The sequence below is a fragment of the Nocardia sp. NPDC004068 genome (genome assembly GCF_042874315.1).
Taxonomy (GTDB): domain Bacteria; phylum Actinomycetota; class Actinomycetes; order Mycobacteriales; family Mycobacteriaceae; genus Nocardia.
Genome location: NZ_JBIAMW010000009.1, coordinates 115284 through 136097, shown reverse-complemented (window position 1 = coordinate 136097; position 20814 = coordinate 115284). Strand labels below are relative to the sequence as shown.

General features: G+C 67.8%; 24 protein-coding genes. 13 read left to right on the top strand and 11 right to left on the bottom strand.

Annotated elements, in window-relative coordinates; translation table 11 throughout:
* The first annotated feature begins 141 nt into the window (after positions 1 to 141).
* Genes secY through ACFYTQ_RS23345 form a run of 3 tightly spaced genes read left to right on the top strand, consistent with a single transcriptional unit; the run spans position 142 to position 2685 of the window.
* Positions 142 to 1455, top strand: a complete 1314-nt coding sequence (secY, locus tag ACFYTQ_RS23355) for a preprotein translocase subunit SecY (protein ID WP_387364633.1) — start codon at positions 142 to 144, stop codon at positions 1453 to 1455.
* A gap of 14 nt (positions 1456 to 1469) precedes the next feature.
* On the top strand, positions 1470 to 2276 hold the full coding sequence (locus ACFYTQ_RS23350) for a LuxR C-terminal-related transcriptional regulator (protein WP_387364630.1): 807 nt from the start codon (positions 1470 to 1472) through the stop codon (positions 2274 to 2276).
* Between the two features lie 10 nt (positions 2277 to 2286).
* Positions 2287 to 2685, top strand: a complete 399-nt coding sequence (locus tag ACFYTQ_RS23345; protein WP_387364627.1) for a hypothetical protein — start codon at positions 2287 to 2289, stop codon at positions 2683 to 2685.
* A gap of 27 nt (positions 2686 to 2712) precedes the next feature.
* On the opposite strand, the gene ACFYTQ_RS23340 is transcribed toward ACFYTQ_RS23345, so the two are convergent.
* Positions 2713 to 3009 carry an antibiotic biosynthesis monooxygenase family protein gene (locus ACFYTQ_RS23340; protein WP_387364624.1) on the bottom strand — a complete coding sequence of 99 codons (297 nt, stop codon included), beginning with the start codon at positions 3007 to 3009 and terminating at the stop codon, positions 2713 to 2715.
* A 328-nt stretch (positions 3010 to 3337) separates the two neighbouring features.
* Here ACFYTQ_RS23340 and ACFYTQ_RS23335 point away from each other — a divergent pair, with 328 nt between their 5' ends.
* The 5 genes from ACFYTQ_RS23335 (at position 3338) to ACFYTQ_RS23315 (ending at position 7252) form a co-directional block, all read left to right on the top strand.
* Positions 3338 to 3670: a hypothetical protein gene (locus tag ACFYTQ_RS23335; protein WP_387364621.1), complete on the top strand. Its 333-nt coding sequence runs from the start codon at positions 3338 to 3340 to the stop codon at positions 3668 to 3670.
* A 10-nt stretch (positions 3671 to 3680) separates the two neighbouring features.
* The gene (locus tag ACFYTQ_RS23330) at positions 3681 to 4958 is read left to right on the top strand and encodes a hypothetical protein (RefSeq protein WP_387364618.1); all 1278 of its coding nucleotides are present in this window, start codon (positions 3681 to 3683) and stop codon (positions 4956 to 4958) included.
* Complete coding sequence (locus tag ACFYTQ_RS23325) at positions 4955 to 5596, top strand: hypothetical protein (RefSeq protein ID WP_387364615.1); 642 nt, start codon at positions 4955 to 4957, stop codon at positions 5594 to 5596. Before ACFYTQ_RS23330 ends, ACFYTQ_RS23325 begins: the two co-directional genes overlap by 4 nt.
* Entirely contained in the window at positions 5593 to 6120 is a 528-nt protein-coding gene (locus tag ACFYTQ_RS23320; protein WP_387364612.1) for an RDD family protein, read from the top strand. The genes ACFYTQ_RS23325 and ACFYTQ_RS23320 overlap by 4 nt, the downstream gene beginning before the upstream one ends.
* A gap of 82 nt (positions 6121 to 6202) precedes the next feature.
* A complete protein-coding gene (locus ACFYTQ_RS23315; protein ID WP_387364609.1) occupies positions 6203 to 7252 on the top strand; it encodes a hypothetical protein in 1050 nt (349 codons plus the stop codon).
* A gap of 44 nt (positions 7253 to 7296) precedes the next feature.
* Here ACFYTQ_RS23315 and ACFYTQ_RS23310 read toward each other — a convergent pair whose 3' ends face one another.
* Both ACFYTQ_RS23310 and ACFYTQ_RS23305 read right to left on the bottom strand, forming a co-directional pair.
* Positions 7297 to 7491: a VOC family protein gene (locus ACFYTQ_RS23310; protein WP_387364606.1), complete on the bottom strand. Its 195-nt coding sequence runs from the start codon at positions 7489 to 7491 to the stop codon at positions 7297 to 7299.
* 43 nt (positions 7492 to 7534) lie between these two features.
* Complete coding sequence (locus ACFYTQ_RS23305; protein ID WP_387364603.1) at positions 7535 to 7963, bottom strand: MarR family winged helix-turn-helix transcriptional regulator; 429 nt, start codon at positions 7961 to 7963, stop codon at positions 7535 to 7537.
* A gap of 86 nt (positions 7964 to 8049) precedes the next feature.
* On the opposite strand from ACFYTQ_RS23305, the gene ACFYTQ_RS23300 reads away from it, so the two are divergent.
* On the top strand, positions 8050 to 8784 hold the full coding sequence (locus ACFYTQ_RS23300) for an SDR family NAD(P)-dependent oxidoreductase (RefSeq protein WP_387364600.1): 735 nt from the start codon (positions 8050 to 8052) through the stop codon (positions 8782 to 8784).
* A gap of 8 nt (positions 8785 to 8792) precedes the next feature.
* Here ACFYTQ_RS23300 and ACFYTQ_RS23295 read toward each other — a convergent pair whose 3' ends face one another.
* The 8 genes from ACFYTQ_RS23295 to ACFYTQ_RS23260 all read right to left on the bottom strand — a co-directional run bounded on the left by ACFYTQ_RS23295 (position 8793) and on the right by ACFYTQ_RS23260 (position 17179).
* Positions 8793 to 10037, bottom strand: coding sequence for a cytochrome P450 (locus tag ACFYTQ_RS23295; RefSeq protein ID WP_387364597.1), 1245 nt, complete (start codon positions 10035 to 10037; stop codon positions 8793 to 8795).
* A gap of 23 nt (positions 10038 to 10060) precedes the next feature.
* On the bottom strand, positions 10061 to 11413 hold the full coding sequence (locus ACFYTQ_RS23290) for a cytochrome P450 (RefSeq protein WP_387364594.1): 1353 nt from the start codon (positions 11411 to 11413) through the stop codon (positions 10061 to 10063).
* Positions 11414 to 11506: 93 nt separating this feature from the next.
* Positions 11507 to 13123, bottom strand: coding sequence for an acyl-CoA synthetase (locus ACFYTQ_RS23285; protein WP_387364591.1), 1617 nt, complete (start codon positions 13121 to 13123; stop codon positions 11507 to 11509).
* A gap of 22 nt (positions 13124 to 13145) precedes the next feature.
* Positions 13146 to 14408 (bottom strand): hypothetical protein, encoded by a 1263-nt coding sequence (locus tag ACFYTQ_RS23280; protein ID WP_387364589.1) that lies wholly within the window; start codon positions 14406 to 14408, stop codon positions 13146 to 13148.
* Positions 14402 to 14947 carry a nuclear transport factor 2 family protein gene (locus ACFYTQ_RS23275; protein WP_387364586.1) on the bottom strand — a complete coding sequence of 182 codons (546 nt, stop codon included), beginning with the start codon at positions 14945 to 14947 and terminating at the stop codon, positions 14402 to 14404. The genes ACFYTQ_RS23280 and ACFYTQ_RS23275 overlap by 7 nt, the downstream gene beginning before the upstream one ends.
* 35 nt (positions 14948 to 14982) lie before the next feature.
* Complete coding sequence (locus ACFYTQ_RS23270; RefSeq protein WP_387364583.1) at positions 14983 to 15180, bottom strand: ferredoxin; 198 nt, start codon at positions 15178 to 15180, stop codon at positions 14983 to 14985.
* Positions 15181 to 15190: 10 nt separating this feature from the next.
* Entirely contained in the window at positions 15191 to 15973 is a 783-nt protein-coding gene (locus tag ACFYTQ_RS23265) for an SDR family oxidoreductase (RefSeq protein WP_387364580.1), read from the bottom strand.
* Positions 15974 to 17179: a cytochrome P450 gene (locus tag ACFYTQ_RS23260; protein WP_387364577.1), complete on the bottom strand. Its 1206-nt coding sequence runs from the start codon at positions 17177 to 17179 to the stop codon at positions 15974 to 15976. It abuts the gene before it with no gap.
* Positions 17180 to 17330: 151 nt separating this feature from the next.
* Between ACFYTQ_RS23260 and ACFYTQ_RS23255 the strand changes: the two genes are divergently transcribed.
* The 4 genes from ACFYTQ_RS23255 to ACFYTQ_RS23240 are packed head-to-tail and all read left to right on the top strand — an operon-like array spanning position 17331 to position 20814.
* Positions 17331 to 18800 carry an aldehyde dehydrogenase gene (locus ACFYTQ_RS23255; protein ID WP_387364574.1) on the top strand — a complete coding sequence of 490 codons (1470 nt, stop codon included), beginning with the start codon at positions 17331 to 17333 and terminating at the stop codon, positions 18798 to 18800.
* Between the two features lie 27 nt (positions 18801 to 18827).
* Entirely contained in the window at positions 18828 to 19577 is a 750-nt protein-coding gene (locus tag ACFYTQ_RS23250; RefSeq protein WP_387364571.1) for an SDR family oxidoreductase, read from the top strand.
* Positions 19574 to 20455, top strand: a complete 882-nt coding sequence (locus ACFYTQ_RS23245) for an NAD(P)-dependent oxidoreductase (protein WP_387364568.1) — start codon at positions 19574 to 19576, stop codon at positions 20453 to 20455. Before ACFYTQ_RS23250 ends, ACFYTQ_RS23245 begins: the two co-directional genes overlap by 4 nt.
* Entirely contained in the window at positions 20452 to 20814 is a 363-nt protein-coding gene (locus ACFYTQ_RS23240) for a carboxymuconolactone decarboxylase family protein (protein WP_387364565.1), read from the top strand. Before ACFYTQ_RS23245 ends, ACFYTQ_RS23240 begins: the two co-directional genes overlap by 4 nt.

Below are 20814 nucleotides of genomic sequence, written 5' to 3'. Positions count from 1 at the left end.
TCGGCGTGCTCGTTCCCTCCATCGGGGGAGGGCGATTCAACCCTTGCGGCCGATGTGCGCCGAGCGCCAGCGCCCGTACCGTCGGAGATCCCGAGGCAGGGTCGATCGCCTGTGCCGCAACGACATTCGTCAGGAGGAGCCGTGTTTTCCGCCATCGCGTCGGCCGTGCGGACCCCGGACCTCCGGCGGAAGATCCTCTTCACCCTCGGGCTGATCGCGGTCTATCGCCTCGGGGCCGCGCTCCCGTCTCCCGGAGTGGACTATCGGTCCGTCCGTACCTGTCTCGGGATCGTCTCCGGCAGCGGGTCGGCCGGGATCTACCAGTTGATCGACCTCTTCTCCGGCGGCGCGATGCTGCATCTGTCGGTCTTCGCGATCGGCATCATGCCGTTCATCACCGCGAGTATCATCACCCAGCTGCTGACCGCCGTGATTCCGCGCTTCGAGCGGCTGCGCGGCGAGGGGCAATCCGGGCAGGCCACGATCACGCAGTACACCCGTTATCTCGCGATGGCGCTGGCGGTGTTGCAGGCGACGACTCTGGTCGCGCTCGCCGCGCGCAGGCAGCTGCTTCCGGGCTGTCCGCGCGACATCCTTTCCGACACTTCACTTTTCGGCATGATCGTCATCGTGCTGGTGATGACCGCGGGCGCGGGCCTGGTCATGTGGTTCGGCGAGCTGATCACCGAGCGGGGCGTCGGCAACGGGATGTCGCTGCTGATCTTCGCCGGGATCGTGGCGCGAATTCCGGTGCAGGCCAGGCAGATTCACGACGGCCGAGGATTGCCGACCACGATTCTGGTGGGTGTCGGCGCGCTGGTCGTGATCGTCGGTGTCGTCTTCGTCGAGCAGGGGCAACGACGGATTCCGGTGCAGTACGCCAAGCGGGTGGTCGGGCGCAGGATGTACGGCGGGGCCCCGACATATCTGCCGCTGAAGGTGAATCAGGCCGGGGTCGTTCCCGTCATCTTCGCGTCCTCGCTGCTGTATCTGCCGAATCTAGTGGCGCAGTTGACGTCTTCCGGGCACACCGCCGCCTGGCAGGAGTACGTGCGGCGGTACCTGACGAACCCGACGAGTCCGGTCTACGTCGCGGTGTACCTCGCGCTGATCGTGTTCTTCACCTACTTCTACGTCGGGGTCACCGTCGACCCGGAGGAGCGTGCGGACGAGATGCGGAAGTTCGGCGGGTTTCTCCCCGGGTACCGTCCGGGCAAGCCGACCGCCGACCACCTGAGCTTCGTGCTGAGCCGCATCACCCTGCCGGGCGCGATCTATCTCGGCGCGGTGGCGGTCCTGCCGAACCTGCTGTCGGGCGCGGGATCCGGCGGTCCCGCACAGAACTTGGCATTCGGCGGTACCTCGGTGCTGATCGTGGTGAGCGTGGGGCTCGACACCGTCAAACAGCTCGAAAGTCAGGTGATGAACAAGAACTACACGGGGTTCCTCCGCTGAAGCAGACTGTGTCCATGCCGACGACCACACCGCCGCGCCCGCTGCTGCTGCGGCTCGTATCCACCCTCGTGCTCGCGCTCACCGCGACGATATTGTCGGCGGGCAGCGCGCACGCCGTCACTCCGGGCGCGGGGAGCAGCGTCACCGCGGACGCCGATCCGGGGCGCGGCACGACGACATCGGTGCTGCTCGCGCACAATCAGATCGTTTTCCGGTCGGGTTTGCGGGCGGTGCTCGAGAGCCAGCCGGATCTACGATGCGTCGCCGAAGTCGGGGATGGCGTCGCGGCCGTCAGCGAGATGCGACGACTCCGGCCCGACATCGCCATCCTCGACCTCGACATGCCCGGACTCGACGACCCCGACATCGCCGAGGCGGTCGCCGAACTCGGCGGCGCCAGTCGAATTCTCACCCTGGCGGCCGAGCGCACCGACGAAAACCTCTACCGCGCACTGCGTTTGGGCGCCAGCGGCTTCCTCACCCGGGCGGTGCCGGGCCGAGACCTCGTCGCCGCCGTCCGAACCGCCGCGCACAATCCCGCCCTGATCGATCCGCTCCTGACCCGCCGCCTGATCGAGCGGCTGTCGCACGGCGTCGAACCATTCCCTGCCGCACCCGAACTCACCACGCTCACCCCGCGCGAACATCAGGTCCTGATTCTGCTGGCGAAGGCCGCCACGAATCCGGAAATCGCTGTCGCGCTGGGCATCGGTGAGCAGACGGTCAAAACGCATGTGTCCAATATCCTTGCCAAGCTCGGGGTTCGGGACCGGGTCCATGCCGTCGTCTACGCCCACACCCGCCGCATCGTTCCGCGTTAGGTTCCAGTTCATGACCATGGACCCGGCTCCCGACCTCGCCGACCTCGTCTGGTTGTTCGAGGGCGAGCCGCACTGGCCGCACGCCACCGCACAGTCGCGGGTGCACACGAACGCGGACTACGAGGCGGAGTTGTGGCCCTATACCAGTGCCGTCTTCTCACTCCGGCGGGGGCAGAGGTGGGTGGAAATGGAGATTCGCCCCGATCACTGCAAGATTCGGTTGATCATCGGGGTGGCAGACGATCAGCTCGCCGATCTCGAGCTCAGGGGAGTGCGATCGGTGTCGGTCGACAAACATCAAGGGCGGGAACGGCTTCGGATCGACTTCTCCAATGATGCTGTGGCCGAGTCCCTCTGGGTGGAGACAAAGCCCGAGATAAGGCTTCGCACGCCAGCCGATCGCCAGTGAGCCGGAACGCAGGCCGGTCGCAACGGGTCAGATAGCGCGGAACTCCTCGGTGAAAACGACCGAGCACACGAAGGGGTCGATACTTTCCGCGAGTCGCTCGACGCGCGTCGAGAAGGACTCGAACTCCGGCCGCGCCCGCGCCTGCCGATACAACTCGGCGCTCACCCATTGCCCGTAGTTGACGAGCCTGGTGCCCTCCGCGTTGCGATGCAGGTTGGCGGAGAGAAAGCCGGGCTGCTTGCTGATGAACTCCGTCGTCGTGCGCTCGATCAAGTCGAGCAACGCATCACAGTTGCCAGGCCGGACCGTCATGCTGATGATCAAAGTGAGTACCTCGGCGGTCCGTGCGAATGGTCGTCACCGGGTTCCTCCTCGGGCTCGAGATGGGCACGAAAGCAAGGTAATAAGCGCGCATATCAACCGTACCCCGTTGGCGGCAAGATGTGTGAGCGCCGCGGTGAGCTGTTCGGCCACTGGCTCGCGTGCCGCCGGGCAACCGAATGTCGAGAGCGGACACAGGGGTACAGCCACGGATATCCCAGCTCGGCGAGGTCGGGCAGTCCGACGGCGGTGATCTCGGTGGTAAATCCGATGGCGTTCCGTACCCTTGGGGCGGATTGTCTGTAGACACGGGGATGTGAGGGGAGACGGTGTGGTCGGCTTCTTCAGGGTGGACATCGACGTTCTGGGAAAGATGGTGCAGTTGCTTCGTGGTTCGGAACAGGTGCTCACCGATGCGCTGAACGCCATGAAGCAGGAGGGCCACGGCGATGTCGGGCCGAAGGTGCTCGTCGACGCCGCCGACAACTTCCACAATCGGTGGCACTACGGCCTGCAGCAGATCGGTGAGCATGCCAAGGACGTGGCGGACGGCCTTTCTCGATGCCACGATGCCTATCGGCAGGTGGACAAGGAGTTCGCGGACGCATTGGATCGCGCCCGGGTGGCGGTCGAGCAGTCCATCGGTCGGTCCGAGGCACGGTGAACGAGTTCCGTTGAGTGACAACCCCTATCCCAATCTGGGCTTCAATCCGGTAGCCGGAGTTCCCGACGACGTCGAAGGTCTGCGAGGGAGGATCAACTCCGCGGGCGAGGCCATCAAGGACACCAAAGAGGTCTTGAACCGTCTGCGCAACGGCACCGACGGCGTGTGGGTCGGACAGGGCGGCGATGCGTTTCGCAACCAGTTCGACACCACCCTGGCTCGGGATCTCGGCTATGCGCAGAGCTCCCTGGAACGGGCGGTCGGCGTGCTGGCTGGATGGCACAGCTCCTTGATCGCGCATCGTGAGGTCGCCGGCACGCTGGAAACGGAGGCGGCCACCGCGCGTCGGGAGTACACGGACGCGCAGGCCGCTCTGCAGCGGGCCCGGGCCAATCCCGACCTCGAGCTGGCGAACCAGACCTTCTCGGATGCTGTTCAGCGGCAAGCGGCCCAGGCGCGCTTGAACAACGCCGTCGCGCAAGTCACGGCGGCGACCACCGCGGTGAACGACGCGCAGACCAGGATCGACGAGATCGTTCGTCATGCCCGGGATCTCGAACACGAGCACGAGGCCGCAGCGCGCAAGGCCGCCGCCGAATTGGAAGCAGCCGCAAAGGATTTCGCACCGGAACCGCCGACGAAACATTGGTGGGACAAGATCACCGACGCGGTCACCGCGATCGGGGATTGGATCTCCCGACACCGGGAGCTGGTGCACAACATCCTGAGCACCGTGGCCGCCATCGGCGGGCTCGTCGCGATGTTCACCCCGCCGCCCTTCGACGTGATCGGAATGGTCGTCGGTATCGCCGCCAGTGCGGCCGATGTGGGGCTGGATCTGAGCGACCCCAAGGTGCGCAATGACATCGGCGACTTCGCGACGGGAGTCGGGAACGGCGATTTCTTGCATGGGGATTTCCACACGCAGGATCTGGAGTCATTGTCGAAGGTCGGATTGGACAGCCTGGGCGTCGCGCCTGCCTACGGCGCCGCGAAAGGCATTGCGTCCCTGGGAGATCTCGCGTCCCAAGCGGCCAAGGCAGGTGAGGCGGCTCCCACCCTGACGAATGTGCTGTCCGATGCGGCCCACTCCGCAGGGCTCTCGACAAAGGGAATCAATACGGTCTTCACGAGGCTCGGGGTTCCCGATTCCGTGTTCGGCGTCGGGGCTCACGCCAACCCCGAGTTGGCATTGTTGAACCGACTCGACACCATCGAGATGGTCTGGCGGGGCAAAACCGCTGTCACCGCGGGCTATCACGACATCAGGGATTGGTTGAACTCGTGACGGCCACCACTCGCAGCGTGGAACTCGGCATCGGGATTCCCGTCGGTTACGTGGGGCTCCCGCTGAGCGGCATCGACAGCAGCATCGAAAGTGCCACAGCGTTGTTGCGAGAGGTCGGTGCCGCCGATCTGGTGGCCGCCGCCGATCGGATGCTCCCGGCGATGCGGGTCTTTCTCGGAGAATTGGGCCGCAATGGCGTTCGATTCTGCGGACTCGGCAGGCACGTGTTCGACGAGGCCCTTGTCACGTCGGTGCTCACGGTCCTGGTCTACGACACCGGGGGCGACCGGGAGAATCCGCGCCTGGTGGTGAAGAACTTGGCCGAGGCCGCGATCGAAGGCGGCGATTACGGCGACCTCCAGGTAGTCGAACTCGACAACAGGCCGATGCTGTTCTTCGAAAGAGTGCGCGACTTCCCGGTGCCGGAGTTCGCCGGGAACCCGACTTCCGGCACGGCCGCACCGGTCTATCAACTCGACGCGGTGGTGCCCTCCGAGGACGGGTCGGCCGTCGCCTCGATCGAATTGTCCACTGTCTTCGCCGAATACGGTCCGCGGTTCCGGAGCACGGTCATCGATATGGCGCGCTCGGTGAGCCTGCGAATCCAGAGCACTGGTGAAGGGGCGCTGTCACTGTGAACCATAGCCGCCGCGCTGAGCCCCGGAAGATCCGTGCGATCGAGACATCCGGGCAACACGGGAACGGACTCGACCCGCGCTATCCGTCCGCTCGGCGGGTGCGGTGGGTTTCGGCTTTTCTGGTCGACTGGGTTCTGCACGCCGGGCCGATGATCGCCGTGTTCGCGGTGTTGGCTCAGCACCCCGCCTGGGAAGGGGACGTGCCGCAGGCGCGATTGTGGGCCTTGATCTCCTGGCCGATTCTGTCCTTCTCCGATCGCGTACTCCTGCAAGGGTTCTGCCACGCAACCATAGGGAAGCTGTTGTTCGGGCTGGTCGTCATCCGACCCGAGGACGGCGGGTGGCCCTCCTTCGGACGGCTCGTGAAGGTGTGGTTTTCCGGCTTGTTCTTCTGGATCGTCCTGATCGTCGGCTTCTTCGGCAACTACACCGGAGGCAGTGGCGGGAGCGGCCCGGACTTCGCCCTGCCCGCGGTTCGCCGGAAGGACGTGACTGTGCCACCCGAGTACGACACTCCACGGTGACCGGGAAGGGCCGCCGGGTAGGGCCGAATAGCCCAGAATAGCCTGGTCACAAGCTTTTCGGCCCTCCGACATCGAGGCGACGATGCCCCAGATCTCCGCGAATTCCCCGCTCGCCGAACTCGACCGGCTGCCGCAGTATCCGGCGGGGACGTCGTTCGGGGGCGATATCGATGAGGCACATCGGGTGCTGCTGTCGGACGCGCCCGAGGAGCGTAAGCGTGCCGTGTTTCTCGAGTGGGTGGCGCGGCATCAGCCGTGTGTTTTCGGGCGGTTGGCGACCAAGGGTGGGCGGGCGGCGCGGGGGCTGGTTCTCACGCTGTGTTGGATCGGGGACGACGTTCTGGATGCGGGCGCGCAGGCCGTCGCCGAGCGGATCGCGGCCGATCGGCGGGCGTGGAAGTTGGTGGCCGCCGAAGGGCTCAGCAGTGCTTTTCTCGTCGTCTTCAACAGTCGGCGGCTGGCTTGGGCCGTGCCCGGTCCGGAGTTGCGGGGGGTGTGCGCGGAGCTGGCGGCGTTGTATCTGACCGAGCGCGCGCCGATCGAACCCGATGTGATCTACACCGAGGCGATACCCCTGCGCGACCGTCGCGGTGCGCTGCGGATGTTCAAGGGAAGTGTGCAGCTCTTTCATACCGGGGCGCACCTGCGTCGCCACCACGACCGCCGCATCCCGGGTGGGGTGATGATCTCGGTCAACGGTCCCGGGCACTACGCCAATTCCCTTGTGACGCGGGGGTTGTGCGCCGATCTGGCGGAGGCCGCGCCGATGGTGCGGCGTCTGGCCGCGCGGTCCATCGGCGCGGGTGGTCTCGGTGACGACCGTGCCCTGTCCACGACCTGGCATCGCGAGTGCCCGGGCGGGCGGGACGCCGCCCGCTGGTTCTCCGCCGCCTATCACCTCGACGTCCTCATCCAATCCGGCGTCGTCGACGACCCGAGCCTCCGAACCGGGCCGTGCCCCGCGGAGCAGGTGTGGTCGTGGCTGCACCTGGACTACATCGATGCCCGGCCGACCACTGCGGCCGATCGCACGCACGGGTGGTTCCACGGAATTCCCGTGTCGGACAGGGAGATTCACGCCAACCCGTGGCCTCCGGTCGTCCCGGTCGACGCGCCCGATTTCAACTATTGACCGGGGTGGTCGGTCGAGCGCCGATTCCCTTGCGCCGCAACACGTTACGTGGGTGAATCCAGGGGCTGGGACCAATCGCACAGGCAGAACGGGTGGCCCGCCGGGTCCAGGAGGACTCGCCATCGCCGGTTGCCGGGTTGATGGTGGGCGCGGCGGGCGCCCAAGCGGACGGCCTCGGCCTCGGCGGCGGCGGGGTCGTCGCAGTCCAGGACGGTGAGGGCGAGTCGGGCCAGGGCCACGAGTCAGGATCGCACGGCCGGATTCGCGAGGCAAGCCGCCACCTCACTCGCACAGCGCCTCGGTCGCGGCGCGGGCGAGGGCGCCCAGGCGGCGGCGATCGGCGGCGGGCCAGGAGGAGAGGTGGTCGGCGACGGTCTCGCGGACCGCTCGCTTGAAGGTGGTGACCAGGTCCGTGCCCCGATCCGTGAGCGACACCTGGGACACGCGCCGATCGTCGGGATTCGTGCGGCGCTGGACCAGGCCGCGGCGTTCCAGGCGGTCGACCAAACCGGTGATATTGGCCTTGTCGCAATGCATTCGGGCGGCCAGTTCGCTGTGGGTCACGTGCCGCGCGTCCACCAGGGTGAGCAGTTGCGCCTGTTGGGGGGTGAGGCCGATGTCGCGACTGGCGGCCGCTCTGAGTCCGTCCAGGACGCAACCCAATTCGAGCAGTGCCTGCGCGAGGGTCGAATCATCCGATGCCGCGGCCATGGAGCGATGGTAGTTGATTGTTGAGGAGGTCAACCATATAGTAAAGAGACTCAACTGTTGACGACATTTACCATTGGAGTGACGCGGTGCAGAATACGACCGATCGCGTGGCCGTCATCACCGGTAGTTCGCGGGGAATCGGGCGAGCCGTCGCGCTGCGGCTCGCCGCCCGCGGCGTGGCCGTGGTCGGCAACTACCGCACCGATGCCGCCGCGGCCGCGCGCGTGGTGGCCGACATCGAATCGCGGGGCGGCCGCGCGATGATGGTGCGGGCCGACGTCGCGAACCCGGGGGAGCTGCGTACCCTCTTCGACGCGGCCCGGCGTCACTACGGTGGCCTGGATGTGTTGGTGCACAACGCAGCCGGGTTCGTCGGCGGCCCGCTCGACGCGGCCACCGAGGACGACTACCGGTACGCGTTCTCGCTGAACGCCCACGCCACCTTCCTGGCGCTCCGGCAGGCGGGGCTCGACATGCGCCCCGGCGGCCGGATCGTCTTCGTCTCCTCCGCGGTGACCCGCGTGAACCCGGCCGGGCAGGCGCTCTACGCCGCCAGCAAGGCCGCGGGCGAACATCTCGTCCGCACGGCGGCCCGCGAACTGGGCGCGCGCGGCATCACCGTCAACAGTGTGCTGCCCGGCCCGACCGACACCGACCTGTTCGCCTCGTCCGGCGCCCCGGTCGACGTGCTCCTCGCCCAGACCCCGTTGGGCCGGTTGGCGGAACCGGGCGACATCGCCGATGTCGTCGACTTCCTGGCCTCCGACGCGGCGAGATGGATCACCGGTCAGAGCATCGCGGTCGACGGCGGCCTGAGCTGACCTGAGCGTCAGGCGTAGCGCACCCGCCAGTGCTTGATCCCGTTGATCCATCCCGAGCGCAGCCGTTCCGGTTCCGCGACCTGGGTCAGGTCCGGCATGGCGTCGGCGATGGCGTTGAACATCAGGTCGATCTCCAGCCGGGCCAGATTCGCGCCCACGCAGTAGTGCACACCCGTCCCGCCGAAACCCAAGTGCGGGTTGGGGTCTCGCGTAATGTCGAACCGGAACGGGTCCTCGAAGGCGTCCTCGTCGAAATTGGCCGAGCTGTAGAACAATCCGACCCGCTGACCCGCCTTGATCTCCTGGCCGCCGAGCACCGTGTCCTCGACCGCCGTGCGCTGGAAGGCCGTCACCGGGGTCGCCCAGCGGACGATCTCGTCCGGCGCGGTGCGCGGGCGCTCGGCCTTGTACAGCTCCCACTGCTCGGGATTGTCGACGAACGCCTTCATGCCGTGCGTGATGGCGTTGCGGGTGGTCTCGTTGCCCGCGACCGCCAGCAGGATGACGAAGAACCCGAATTCGTCCGACGCCAAGGACTCCCCGTCGACATCCGCGTGCACGAGCTGGCTCACGATGTCGTCGAGCTTGTCGGCGCGGCGCTGCTCGGCCAAGTTCCAGGCGTAGCCCAGGATCTCCATCGACGCGTTGGCGGCGGAGGTCGTGGTGACCGCGTCGCCGTACTCCGGGTCGTCGTAGTTGAGCATCTGGTTGGACCAGTCGAAGACCTTGCGGCGGTCCTCCTGCGGGACGCCGAGCAACTCCGCGATGGCCTGCAACGGCAGTTCGCAGGCGACCTGTTCCACGAAGTCGCCGCCGCCGGACTCGCGCGCGCCGCGCACGATCGCCGCGGCCCGATCCGCCAGTGCCGCGCGCAACCCCTCGACCGCGCGCGGGCTGAACCCCTTGGAGATGATCCGCCGAATCTTGGTGTGCTTGGGCGGATCCATGTTCACCAGCAACGCGCTCGTGAGCTCGATCTGATCGGCCGTGATCTCGCCCGGCAACCGGATGATCGACCCCTTGCGCTGCGAGGAGAAGATCTCCGGCTTGCGGGAGATCTCCTTGATGTCCTCGTGCCGACTCACCACCCAGTACCCGCCGTCGCGGAAGCCGCCGGACTGTTCGTCGGTCTGGGCGTTCCACCAGACCGGGGCGGTGCGGCGAAGTTCGGCGAATTCGGTTGTGGGATTGCGAGTTTCCCACAGGGAGGGGTCGGTGAAGTCGAATCCGGCGGGGATGGCTGGGGCTGGCACTGCGTACTCCTGGGATTCGGGGGTCACCGCCGGCGGCGGCGGTAGCGGACGCGGCAGGGCTGTTGGAGCTGGACGACCATCTTGGAGTGGTCGTTGCGGTAGGTGTCCGACGGCTGGGACAGCTCGAATTCCCAGTCGCGCAACAGGATCGAGAAGATCGCCTTCAACTGCATGAGGGCGAAGGGGGCCCCGACGCAGCGGTGGCGGCCCGCGCCGAACGGGATCCAGGTCCAGCGGTTGGCCAGATCCTCCTGGCGCGGATCGAGGTAGCGGCCCGGATCGAAGGTGTCCGGATCGGGGAAGTCCTCGGGAATGCGGTTGGAGATCGCGGGCGTCGCGGCCACCATATCGCCGGGGGCGATGCGGTGGCCGCACACCTCGAACTCGTCGCGCGCGATGCGCATGAGGATGATGAGCGGGGGATGCAGGCGCAGCGCCTCTTTCAGCGCGGCCTCCAGATTCGGGATCTGACGCAGCGCGTTGTGGCTGACCTCCGAACCGTCGGCGAACAGCTCGTCCAGTTCGGTGACCACGCCCGCCAGGGTCTCGGGATGCCGCAGCAGTTCGATGATGGTCCACGCGGCGGTGCCCGAGGTGGTGTGGTGCCCGGCGAACATCATCGAGATGAAGATGCCGGTGATCTCGCTGGCCGAAAACCGCGGCGCCCCTTGCTCATCGGTGATGGAGATGAGCACGTCGAGCATGTCGCGCTCGTCCTTGCCGCTCGGCGGGTTGGCGGCGCGGTCGGCCATGATCTCGCGCACCAGCTCGACCAGCTGTGCGCGGGCCTCGTCGCGGCGGCGGAAGCTCTCGATCGGCGCGTACGGGTCGACATAGGCCAGCGCGTCGGTGCCCTGCTCGAGTTCGTGGTAGAGGTGGGCGAAGCGACCGTCGAGCTGATTGCGGAACTTCACCCCGATCAGGCAGGCCGAGGAGGTGTAGATGGTCAGCTCGGCGAAGAACTCGAGCAGATCTATTTCACCCTCGTCGCCCCAGCGTTCGAGCATCCGGTCGACCTCGCGGGCGATGGTCACCGCGTGCCCGCGCATATGGTCCGCGCGCAGCGCCTGATTGTGCAGCATCTCCTTGCGGCGCTCGGGCGGCGCGTCGAAGACCACGCCCTCGCCGAAGATCGGCTTCATGAACGGATAGGCCGCCGCCTGGTCGAGATCGTCGTCCCCCGCGCGGAAGAAGAACTCGTTGGCCTCCGCACCGGACAGCATGATCACATCGCGGCCCGCGAGCCCGAAACTGCCGACGTCCCCGCACTCGGCCCGCACTCGGCGCATGAGCGCGATCGGATCGGTGCGGAACTCCTCGAGGTGACCGTGTTCGTGTTCGCCTCCGGACACGCGCCGCGGCTTGACCAGGGTCATTGGAAATCCTTCCCTGAAGACCTGTCCAGACAGAGATGGACACCTGTCTGGACGGTACTACGGTTTGTGATGCGCGACAAGGGCCGCGCCCGTTCACACCGGGTCGGTGCGGTGGGCGGGCTCGCGCGCGGCGGTGAACTCCTTGGCCCACCGGTAGTCGGGTTTGCCGCTGGGGGAGCGGGTGATGGTCTCGGCGATCCAGATCCGCCGGGGCACTTTGTATCCCGCCAGATGCCGCCGTACGTGAGCGGTGAGCGCGTCGAAATCCGTTGCGCCATCGCCGGTCACCGACACCACGGCCGCGACCTGATGGCCCCACCGCTCGTGCGGGACGCCGACCACGACCGCGTCGAACACCGAATCATGGGCCTTGAGAACGCTTTCCACCTCCTCGACGAAGACCTTCTCGCCGCCGGTGTTGATGACCATGTTGCCGCGCCCGAGCAGGGTGATCGAGCCGTCGTACTCGACGCGCGCCCGGTCGTCGGTGATGACCATGCGGGTGCCGTCGACCGTCTTGAACAGCCGCGCGGTCTTCGCCTCGTCCTTGTAGTAGCCGATCGGGACCGCCCCGGTCTTGGCCAGCCAGCCCTCGGCGCCGGTCGGGACCGGATGCCCGGATTCGTCGACGACCACCGCGCCGCGCCCGATCCGCACCCGTGGCCCGCGCCCGGGGTCGTCGTCCTTGGTCGCGAAACCCATGCCGCCGAAGCCTGTTTCGGACGACCCGATGGAGTCGGAGATGAGCGCCGACGGGAACCGTTCGAGCAGTTCGTTCTTCGCCTGCTGCGACAGCAGCGCCGCCCCGGAGGCGATGACCACCAGCGAGGAGGCGTCGACGGGTTCGGCGGCGAGGGTGTCGAGCAGCGGGCGGGCCATGGCGTCGCCGGTGATGACCAGCACCTGCGGCCGTTCGCGTTCGACGGTGCGCCACACCCGAATCGGATCGAACCTGGACTCGAAGATCACCGCGTTGCCGGTCCACAGCGCGGTGAAGGTGGGCATCATGGCCGCGGCGTGGATGAGCGGCGGCAGGATGAACCAGGTCATGGGAGCGTTCTGCGCGCCGGTCCGCGACTGCTGGTACTCGTCGGCGACCGGCTCGTTGGTGTAGAAGTCGATGCCGCCGCCGAGGACCCGCCACATGTCCTCCTGCCGCCACATCACGCCCTTGGGCATGCCGGTGGTGCCGCCGGTGTACATCATGAACAGATCGTCGGCGCTGCGCTCGACCGCGCGTCGTTCCGGCGAGCCCGCGGCGAGGGCCGCCTCGTAGGCGGTGGCCGAGCTGGTGAGATGGTCGCTGCCCAGGTCGTCGTCCACCACGAGGGCGTGACGCACCCGCGGTGTCAGCGAGAGCGCCTGTGCGACAGCGGATTCGTAACTGCGGTGGTACACCAGCGCGTCGAGGTCGGCGTTGTCGTAGAGGTAGCGCAGCTCCTCGACGCCGTAGCGGTAGTTGACGTTGATCGGGGCCGCCCGCACCTTGAAGCAGGCGATGAGGGTTTCCATGGTCTCGATGCTGTTGTGCATCTGGAAACCGACGTGCGCGCCCGCCCCGACGCCGATGGAGGTCAGGTGATCGGCGAGCCGGTTGGCTCGGGCCTCGAGCTCGGCGTAGGTGACGCGGCGGCCCGCGTGGACCAGCGCGGTGCGGTCGGGCATCGCATCGACGGCGTGCTCGAACAGGTCAGCGAAGTTGCGCGCCATGGGAATTCGTCTCTCATGAGGTTCAGACCACGGTCAGGGGCAGCGGGATGCCGCGGTCGGTGAAGCGGAAATCGGCGCCGGTGCTGAATCGGGTGATCGCCACCTCACCGGACTCTCGGAACGCTGTGTCGCCCAGCCGGAATCGGACCACCAGCTCGTCGTCGGTGTCGGCGGCCACCTCGGCGACGTAGTGCGGATCGACCCCGCGGGCCATGGCCTCGAGCGGGGCGAGGTGATCGGCGTCGACCACCGTGGGCCACACGCCGTCCGCGATCGCGCCGCTGGCCTTGGGCAGGCGCAACGCGACCTCGGAATCGCCCGTCTCGACGCGAACACCGGTGTAGCGCAGCGGATTCCACGCCGGATGCAGGGCCAGCACCCGGGCCAGCGCCGCCTCGTCGCGGCCGAGCCCGAGCGCGTCGCGCAGCCGTTCGGAGGTGAGCCCCGCGATGCCGGTGAACTGCTTGCGCACGATCTCCGTCGCGCTCGCCGCGTCGGTGCGCGAGCGGATGGCGATGACGAACCCGAGGGCCAGCAGATGGTGTTGCAGGCACACCTCGTCGGCCATTCGGATCAGCGCCGCGCGGGAGAAGTCGGTGAATCGCAGATCGCTCAGCAACGGACCGGAGTAGTCCGGCCGCCCCGGGTCGTCGGGATCGATCGGATCCAATTCGACCCGGGCGGCGGCGGATTCGGCCACGATGTCCGCGTTGGGCGGGATCGGCGGCGGTTCGTGCGCGGGATCGATGACCACCGTCCACGCGCACACCGGGTGCCGGTCGGCGGGCACCCGGGGCGGGCGGTGGATGGGCCGCACCCGGGCGTGCGGGTTGGTGGCCAGCGCGGTGGCGTCGAAGGTCGGGTCCTCGATGTCGTGGCACATCGAGCGCACGTAGTCCTCGCCCATCGGCTCCACATCGGCCAGCGCGCCGCAGTGGTCGAGCCAGAACTCGCCGTGCCGGGGATCGTCGACGCGGAAGCGGAAGTCCATGAACTGCGGGGGCGCGCCGATATCCAGTTGCAGCCCTTTGAAGATCGTCACGACGTCGTCGCCGGTGAAGTTCAGCGCGCGCTGCATCCGGCGGGTGTAGACGGGGCTGGCGACCTGCCATTCCTCGATCGCCACGGCCGCCATCCCCTCGCGGCCGAACGCCTTGATGCTGTGCGCCATCCCGGAGCGGTCGATCAGCTGACCGCTCAACAGCAGTTCGGGGACGAGCGACGCCAGTTCGGCATGGCTCAGCTCCGCGAAAGCGCTGCGGCGCGAGGGAGATTCGCTCACCACAGCGGCACCGGGGCCTCGCCGATCTTGTACCAGCCCGGCTGCGGCTGGGCCGACCGCTCGATGCGCTTGCGCATACCGTCCGAAAGCACGTTGTCGGTGATCATCTCGAGGAACAGCGCGCTGACATTGCCGAAGTCGAAGAAGTCGCGCTGCCACGACCATTGGAAGTTCCCGCCGTAGCGGAACCAGCTGCCGCCGATGCCCTCGGGCGAGTAGTGCCGGCCGTCGGGGCGGGTGTTCTCGTTGACCTGCTTCCACAGGCCGATGAGGTTGCCGGTGCGGTCGTCGATGACCCATGCCTGGTACGGGTAGGTCCAGCCGTCGAGGCCGTCCATCTCCAGACCCACGGCCCAGTCGCGGATCTGGTCGCGGCCGACGGCCATGAACTCCTGCTTCGGGCCGTAGTTCCAGCCGTAGGTGGCGTCCTCGGTGTAGAACTCGGCGAGGGGACGCCAGTCGCCCTTCGCCTCGCACTCCTCGTTCGCCTGTAGCCAGCGGCGCACCATCTCGTCGAGTTCGGCGCGGTCGAATTCGGCCATGGCCGTGGTCCTTTCGGTCGATCCTGGGGGAGGAGTCAGTCGCCGTCGGTGACCGACAGCGCCTGGGTGGGGCAGTAGCGCACGGCCGTCTCGACCTCGGCGCGGGACTCGGGACCCGGTGTGGGAACGCGGATTTCGACCTTGCCGTGTTTGGGCACGGTGAAGACGTCGGGCGCCTCGGCCGCGCACACGGCGTGGCCCTGGCACAGGTCGAGATCGACGGTGATCCTCATGTGTTGCTCCCTACTCGGTGGTGGTCACCCGGGCCTCGGGCTGCACCTCGGTCAGCTGGATGTGGGTGCCGCGCGGGGCGGAGACGACCGCGGCGATGGCGTCGGCCAGCGCGACGGGTTTGAGCATCTCCGGATGCCGGGCGAAACCCCATCGGGTCCAGTCCTCGAGCACCGGTCCGATGACGTCGGCGGTGGCGTCCATGCCCATGCCGGTCATGGTCGGGCCGGGCCGCACCAGCGAGGCGCGCACACCGGTGCCCTCGAGCTCCATCACCATCTGCCGGGCCATCACCTCGACCGCGGTCTTGGCCGCGGGGTAGGCGCCCGAGCGGGGGCGCGGATTGTTCGCGGTGTCGGAGCTGATCATGACGAAGTCGCCGCGCCGACGGGCGACCATGTGCGGAATCACCCTGTGCGCCAAGCGTTGTACACCGAGCAGATGGACGTTCACCTGCTCGGCGAACTCGGCCGGATCCATCTCGTGCACCCGGGAGAACCTCAGATGCCCGGCCCCGGACACGAGGACCTCGATCGGACCGAGATCGGCCTCGGCCGCGGTGACGAAGGCGTCGACCGAGGCGGTGTCGCTCACGTCGAGCCGGTGCGCGACCGCCTCGCCGCCGTCGGCGACGATCTTGGCGGCCAGTTCCGCGCACTGGTCCACGCGGCGCGCGCCCAGGGCGACGGGATGGCCGAGCCGGGCCAGCGTGACGGCGGTGGCCGCGCCGATCCCGGAGGAGGCCCCGGCGATCAGGGCCGGGCGGCGGTCGGGATGGGGTTCGAAACGGGGCATTTACCGGACCTCGACGGTGAGGGGGAGATGGGCGAAACCGCGGACGTTCGTGGAGTGGACGCGTTCGATGCCGGACTCGACGAGCTCGTATCGCCGCACCCGGGAGACGAACTCGCGCAATGCGATCGTGGTCTCCAGCCGGGCCAGATGCGCGCCCAGGCAGAAGTGCACGCCCGCACCGAAACTGGCGAGATTGCCCTTTTCGGCGCGATCGATACGGTAACTGTCGCCGTCGTCGAAGACGTCGGAATCGCGATTGGCCGAGCCGATGAGCAGCAGCACCTTGTCCCCGGCCGGGATGGTCCGCCCGTACATCTCGATATCGGTGGCGGCGCTGCGGGCCACGATCTGGCTCGAGGTGTCGTAGCGCAGGGTCTCCTCGACCCAGTCCGGCACCAGCTCCGGATCCGCGCTCACCTTCTCGTACTCGCCGGGATTGCGCGCGGCCCAGTACAGCGCATTGCCGAGCAGTTTGGTGGTGGTCTCGTTGCCCGCGACCACCATGAGGAACATGAAGCCGATGATCTCCTCGTCGGTGAGCCGGTCGCCGTCGATCTCGGCGTCGAGCAGCGCGGAGGTGAGATCCTCGGTCGGCGTCTTGCGGCGGTCGGCGACCATCTCGCTGTAGTAGGTGATCAGCCGCAGGGCCGCGTCGATCGCGGGTGGCGGGACGTCGAGCACGCCCTCCTCGCGGTGCATGACCAGATCGGCGAGGCGGCGGACCTCGGCGCGATCGGGGACCGGCACGCCCAACAGTTCGGAGATGACGTCCATGGGCAGCTTGCCCGCGAAATCCTCGATCCAGTCGAAAGTGCCTGCCGCCAAGGCGGATTCGAGATGTTCGAGGGTGAGTTCGTGGATGCGGGCGTCCATCTCGGAGACCCGGCGCGGGGTGAAGCCCTTGTAGACCAGTTTGCGCATGCGCATGTGCCGGGGGTCGTCCATCGCCAGGAACGACATCGTGCGATGCGCGTGCGGTCCCCAGGCGGCCGGATCGAGTGAGACCCCGTTGGCGCTGGACAGTCGCGCGTTGTCGCGGAATCCGGCGATGACGTCGGCGTGCCGCGACAGCGCCCAGAAGCCCAGCTCCGGATTGTGGTAGAGCGGCGCGTCGGTGCGCAGCCGCTGGTAGACGGGATAGGGGTCGTCGTGGAACCGATAGTCGTACGGATCGAACGTGACCGGTTCCAGTGAGGCCGAAGTCATCACGCGTACCTCGAAGACACATAGCTGGACATGTGTCTGGACGGTATCACCGACGCTGTTCCACCACAACGGTTCGGGCCGATCCTTGCGCCGCGTCGGCGATCGGAACTATATTCCGAACACCTGTCTAGACATGTATCGGAGCATGCTGATGAACAGCCTCGTCCCTCCCGAGGTCACATCCCTGCTGATCGGCGGCAAGTCGGTGCCCGGCGGCGCGGGCGTGTTCGAGACCGTCAACCCCGCGACCGAGGAGGTCCTCGGCCATGCCGCCGACGCGTCGCCGGAGGATATGGACGCGGCCGTCGCGGCGGCGCGCACGGCCTTCGACGAGACCGACTGGTCGCGGGATCACGCCTTCCGCGCGCACTGTGTGCGGCAGTTGCGCGATGTGATGCGCGCGCACATCGAGGAACTGCGCGCGATCACCATCGCGGAGGTCGGCGCGCCGGTCATGTTGACCAGCGGACCGCAGCTCGAGGGTCCGGTCGCGGATCTGTCGTTCGCCGCAGCCCTGGCCGAAAGCTATTCGTGGACAACCGATCTGGGCGTCGCCGAGACGATGGGCATCGCCAGCCGCCGCGAGATCCGCCGCGAGGCCGTCGGCGTGGTGGGGGCGATCACGCCGTGGAACTTCCCGCACCAGATCAATCTCGCCAAACTCGGTCCGGCGCTGGCGGCGGGAAATACGGTGGTGCTCAAGCCCGCTCCCGACACCCCGTGGGTGGCGGCGGTGCTGGGGCCGCTGATCGCCGAGCACACCGACATCCCGGCGGGGGTGGTCAATATCGTCACCTCCGCCGATCACACGCTGGGCGCGCGCCTGGTGGCCGATCCGCGCGTGGACATGGTCACCTTCACCGGGTCGACGCAGACCGGTCGCGCGGTGATGGCGGGCGCGGCGGCCACGCTCAAGCGAACCTTCCTGGAGTTGGGCGGCAAGTCGGCGGCGATCGTGCTCGACGACGCCGATATCGCCGCGGCCGCGAGCTACACGGCGTTCTCGGTGGCGGTGCACGCCGGGCAGGGCTGCGCGCTGACCACGCGCATGTTGGTGCCGCGCGCTGTCTACGAGGACGCGGTGGCCGCGGCGGCCAAGGCCATGGCGGGCATCCGGGCCGGGGACCCCACCAAACCCGGAACCGTCTGCGGCCCGGTGATTTCCGCGCGGCAGCGCGAGCGGGTGGAGCGCTATATCGAGATCGCGCGCGCCGAGGGCGGGCGCATCGTGGCCGGTGGCGGACGGCCCGCGAACCGGGAGCGCGGCTTCTTCGTGGAGCCGACGCTCATCGCGGATCTGCCCAATACCTCGACCGTCGCGCAGGAGGAGATCTTCGGGCCGGTGCTCGTGGTGATCCCGCACGACGGGGACGCCGACGCGGTGCGGCTGGCCAATGAATCCCCGTACGGGCTGTCGGGTTCGGTGTGGGGTACAGATCCCGAGCGGATCGAACGCGTGGTGGCGGGGGTGCGCACCGGCACGCTCGGCGTGAACGGCGGGCTCTGGTACCACGCGGACGCGCCGTTCGGCGGGTACAAGCAGTCCGGCATCGGCCGCGAGATGGGTGTCGCGGGTTTCGAGGAGTACCTCGAGACCAAGCTGGTCGCCTTCCCCGCCTGAATCTTCGACAGTAGGAGTTGAACTCATATGGCACGTTTCACCGATCGGGCCGCGATCGTCACCGGCGCCGCGCAGGGCATCGGCGCGGCCTACGCCAAGGCGCTGGCCGCCGAGGGCGCCAAGGTCGTGGTCGCCGATCTCAATGCCGAGCGCGGCGAGCAAGTCGCCAAGGAGATCGTCGCCGACGGCGGCACCGCGGTCTTCCACACCGTCGACGTCGCCGATCCCGAATCCGCCACGGCCCTGGCCGAATTCACCGTCGCCGAGTTCGGGGCGATCAACCATCTGGTGAACAACGCCGCCATCTACGGCGAGATGAAACTCGATCTGCTGCTGACCGTGCCGTGGGACTACTACAAGAAGTTCATGAGCGTGAACCTCGACGGCGCGCTGAACGTGACCCGCGCGGTGTGGCAGTCGATGGCGGCGGCCGGGGGCGGCTCGATCGTCAACCAGTCCTCCACGGCGGCGTGGCTGTACTCGGGGTTCTACGGTCTGGCCAAGGTCGGCATCAACGGGCTCACCCAGCAGTTGGCGACCGAACTGGGCGGGTCGAAGATCCGCATCAACGCCATCGCGCCCGGCCCGATCAATACCGAGGCCACCCAGACCGTGACGCCCGGAAATATTGTGAAGGACATGGTCTCCCGCATTCCGATCAAGCGGATGGGCACCCCCGAGGATCTGGTGGGCGCGTGCCTGTACCTGCTCTCCGACGACGCGGGCTGGGTCACCGGGCACATTCTCAATGTCGACGGCGGGCAGATCATCCGATGACCGACGAGAACGCCGACGCCCCGGTCGGATTCATCGGCCTGGGAAATATGGGCGCGCCGATGGCCAAGCGGCTGTTGGAGTGGGCGGGCGGGCTGATCGTGTGCGATGTTCGGGCGGAGGCGATCGCGCCGTTCACCGAGGCGGGGGCGCGGGCGGCCGACGATCCGGCCGCGCTGGCGACCGAGGCTCGGGTGATCAGCGTGACCGTCATCGATGACGGGCAGGTGCGCGATGTCGTCAACGGCCCCAAGGGAATTCTGCGCACGGCCGCGCCGGGCACGGTTGTCGCGGTGCACTCCACCATCAGCGACACCACGGCCGAGGAGTTGGCCGCGCTGTGCGCCGGACACGGGGTGGAATTCGTGGACGCGCCCGTCAGTGGGGGCGCGGGCGCGGCGGAGAAGGGCGCGCTGGCGGTCATGGTGGGCGGGACGAAGGCGGCGGTGGAGCGGATCCGGCCGCCGTTCGGGCTGTTCTCGAATCTCATCGTGCACGCCGGTGACGTGGGCGCGGGGACGCGAATGAAGTTGGCGCGCAACCTGCTTCACTTCGTGTCGTTCACCGCCGCGACCGAGGCGCAGCGGCTCGCGGAGGCGGCCGGGTTGAACATCACCAAGCTCGGCAAGGTGGTCAGGCACTCCGACGCCATCACCGGCGGCGCGGGCGCGATCATGTTGCGCGACACCACCGCCCCGATCGATCCGGAGGACTTCTGGTTCCCGATCCTGAGTCACGTCCGCGATCTCGGCGAGAAGGATCTGTCGCTGGCGCTGGAACTCGGTGCCCGCCTGGATGTTTCGCTGCCGCTGGCCGAACTGGCCGCCTCCCGCCTCGCGGAGGGGCTCGGGGTCCCCGCATCGGAGAAGGAGCGTTCATGACCGACGACGATCGGCGCAAGCGGGGCTTGGCCAAGATGAGCGAGGTGTACGGCTGGGAGGTCAGCGACGGGCCGGGGGAGCATTTCGCGGTCACCGTCGATCACCTGTTCGCCGACATCTGGTCGCGGCCCGGGCTTTCCATCCGCGACCGCCGCCTGCTGTTGCTCGGGGCGCTCACCGCGCAGGGGCTGTTCGACGTGGCGGAGATCCAGATCGGTGCGGCGCTGCACAACGAGGAACTCGACGAGGAGCAGCTGAAGGAGATCGCGCTGTTCCTGTGCCACTACATCGGCTGGCCCGCGGGCACCAAACTGGACTCGGTCGTCGGGTCGGTGCTGGCCAAGCGAAAGAAGAAGTAG

What these genes read in the sequence shown, in the direction of transcription:
- ACFYTQ_RS23350 (WP_387364630.1), top strand. Translation starts at nt 1,470, where the DNA reads ATGCCGACGACCACACCGCCGCGCCCGCTGCTGCTGCGGCTCGTATCC.
- ACFYTQ_RS23345 (WP_387364627.1), top strand. Translation starts at nt 2,287, where the DNA reads ATGACCATGGACCCGGCTCCCGACCTCGCCGACCTCGTCTGGTTGTTC.
- ACFYTQ_RS23315 (WP_387364609.1), top strand. Translation starts at nt 6,203, where the DNA reads ATGCCCCAGATCTCCGCGAATTCCCCGCTCGCCGAACTCGACCGGCTG.
- ACFYTQ_RS23305 (WP_387364603.1), bottom strand. Translation starts at nt 7,963, where the DNA reads ATGGCCGCGGCATCGGATGATTCGACCCTCGCGCAGGCACTGCTCGAA.
- ACFYTQ_RS23290 (WP_387364594.1), bottom strand. Translation starts at nt 11,413, where the DNA reads ATGACCCTGGTCAAGCCGCGGCGCGTGTCCGGAGGCGAACACGAACAC.
- ACFYTQ_RS23285 (WP_387364591.1), bottom strand. Translation starts at nt 13,123, where the DNA reads ATGGCGCGCAACTTCGCTGACCTGTTCGAGCACGCCGTCGATGCGATG.
- ACFYTQ_RS23275 (WP_387364586.1), bottom strand. Translation starts at nt 14,947, where the DNA reads ATGGCCGAATTCGACCGCGCCGAACTCGACGAGATGGTGCGCCGCTGG.
- ACFYTQ_RS23270 (WP_387364583.1), bottom strand. Translation starts at nt 15,180, where the DNA reads ATGAGGATCACCGTCGATCTCGACCTGTGCCAGGGCCACGCCGTGTGC.
- ACFYTQ_RS23265 (WP_387364580.1), bottom strand. Translation starts at nt 15,973, where the DNA reads ATGCCCCGTTTCGAACCCCATCCCGACCGCCGCCCGGCCCTGATCGCC.
- ACFYTQ_RS23260 (WP_387364577.1), bottom strand. Translation starts at nt 17,179, where the DNA reads ATGACTTCGGCCTCACTGGAACCGGTCACGTTCGATCCGTACGACTAT.
- ACFYTQ_RS23255 (WP_387364574.1), top strand. Translation starts at nt 17,331, where the DNA reads ATGAACAGCCTCGTCCCTCCCGAGGTCACATCCCTGCTGATCGGCGGC.
- ACFYTQ_RS23250 (WP_387364571.1), top strand. Translation starts at nt 18,828, where the DNA reads ATGGCACGTTTCACCGATCGGGCCGCGATCGTCACCGGCGCCGCGCAG.
- ACFYTQ_RS23245 (WP_387364568.1), top strand. Translation starts at nt 19,574, where the DNA reads ATGACCGACGAGAACGCCGACGCCCCGGTCGGATTCATCGGCCTGGGA.
- ACFYTQ_RS23240 (WP_387364565.1), top strand. Translation starts at nt 20,452, where the DNA reads ATGACCGACGACGATCGGCGCAAGCGGGGCTTGGCCAAGATGAGCGAG.